General features: G+C 48.4%; 2 protein-coding genes. Both read right to left on the reverse strand.

Translation table 11 applies throughout. The features are described 5' to 3' along the window. Window positions 1-172 precede the first annotated feature (172 nt). Entirely contained in the window at window positions 173-718 is a 546-nt protein-coding gene (locus ACOTYN_RS26200; RefSeq protein WP_332958458.1) for an immunity 42 family protein, read from the reverse strand. A gap of 2 nt (window positions 719-720) precedes the next feature. Then, a partial coding sequence (locus ACOTYN_RS26205) for a VENN motif pre-toxin domain-containing protein (protein ID WP_421634803.1) occupies window positions 721-1,838 on the reverse strand: 1,118 nt, incomplete at its 5' end.

Genomic DNA, 1,838 nt, shown 5'->3' on the forward strand with positions numbered 1-1,838 from the left:
TCCTTATCGCGAACCACCACCGTGCCGTTTTCAATGGCCGCACGCGTGGTGCCCTCCGCGCTGCCGCTGCTGTCCGCCCCGACCAGCAGGTTGCTAGAATGTATATATTCCTAATGCTGATACGCAGTAGGTGATAGTTAAAATTTTAAATCCCGGTCGTCAACATGTATACTTATTCATTTAAAAAAGCCTCGGCATATTTTTTAACATCAGCCATAATAATATCAACCTCTTTTTTAGATAGCGTGATATCTTCTATAAATGGTTTGTTAATATACTCCCATCTATTTCCATTGCCAGATCTATCTTCTACTAGGCGTTCTGTTACGCCCCCAATGATTCTCAATGATTTACCATCTGCGATAGCAAAAAAACGTCCGCCTGATTCACTGATGTTTGATGAAGTGATAATATAATCAAATGTTTGCTCCGGGTATTCGTCCTCTTGAGATGGTTCTGGATAGGCTAAATTTAGCAGTTCCTTAAAAGCATGTTCAGTAGATAAGGAGAATATATCCTCGTTTTGAGGATGTGATATCAGAGCACAGTCATTATCTGTAATCTCTAAGAGATCAGAAAACAACGTTGATGTTCTAATATTATGTGGGTATAAATTCCCATTAATTATTAGATGAAACAAACCATTCTTATAGGATTCTCCCCACTGAGGGATATAGTCCGTCCAAATGGCAAATCGATATGGGTTACCAAAAATCATATTTATCTCCATTTTCCTGGTAGGCCGAATTCTTTTTTTACACTGTTCGGTACATCGCTTTTTTTCATTGGAACGGTTTTGTCTCCTGTACTACCAGACCAATGCCATGTCCCATCATTTGTATTAGTAAATTGATGAACATTTCCTTCGGCATCCATTGCATACCGTTTTTTACCACCAACTATAGATACTCCAAATAGATCTATAGAATTTTTAGGTTCAGTCCCGGCATTGAAACTATAGCCTTGTTGCCCCGGAGTATGTTTAGGGTTGGACTGATAACTCAAACCATTTTTTGCTGAAGTTGCCGAGGGCGTTGGTAGCGGGCTACTTTTACCTGCTTTACTAATTCCACCAAATGCTGATGCCGCAGCGCTCGCGACTATTCCCGCCTGAACTTCATCCAGACCGTATTCTTTCTGGAGTGCTTCCGAGACTTTGTTGGTCGCGACAACCCCTTCCGCCTGCATTTGCTGCGCAAAAGTCGCCGTCAGATCGTAGACCATCTTGATCGGGATATCTTCACCCAGAGCACGATCTATTGCCTGTTTCACCGCCAGACTGTCAGTCAGTACATCACCGTATTTCTGCTGGCAGGTCGACGGGTGGGCTGCACAGTCACTTATCAGTTGCTTCTGCTGTGCCGTACTCAACTCTTCGTACTTTTTGATAATGCCGCTGCAGTCGCCACCGCTGGCCTGACAGGACTTCATTTCGGCGGACCAGGCATCTATATGCTTACTGCTCAGATAGTTATTCTCAACCACCGTCTTCCCGGACTGCGCCCCGGCGATGGCGGATGCCGTGCCGTCGCCCGCGACACCGCCCGCTATCCCTGCGGCAAGGGTTGCCAGTGCGCTGATGGTCTGCCTCTCCGTTTCACTCAGGTCGCTGAGGTCTTTATCATACATCTCCAGCGCAATACCACCTGCCAGCTCCCCGGCGGCGGCACCCGCTGCACCCGCAAGCGCGTCTTTCCCCTGCATCGCGGCCAGCACCGCATTCGCCACCGCGTGGGCGGCGGCTTTTTCCATCCCGTCGTCCAGCCCCATCCGGTGCCCGATAACCTCCGCCACGTACGGTGCGGCGGCTCCGGCCAGTGCGGCGGTCATGTCGCCGC

It is taken from the genome of Enterobacter cloacae complex sp. IR5458, assembly GCF_049238025.1.
Taxonomy (GTDB): Bacteria; Pseudomonadota; Gammaproteobacteria; order Enterobacterales; family Enterobacteriaceae; genus Enterobacter; species Enterobacter kobei.

Excerpts from the sequence above, each read along its gene's own strand:
- ACOTYN_RS26200 (WP_332958458.1), bottom strand. The coding sequence starts at position 718 with ATGATTTTTGGTAACCCATATCGATTTGCCATTTGGACGGACTATATC.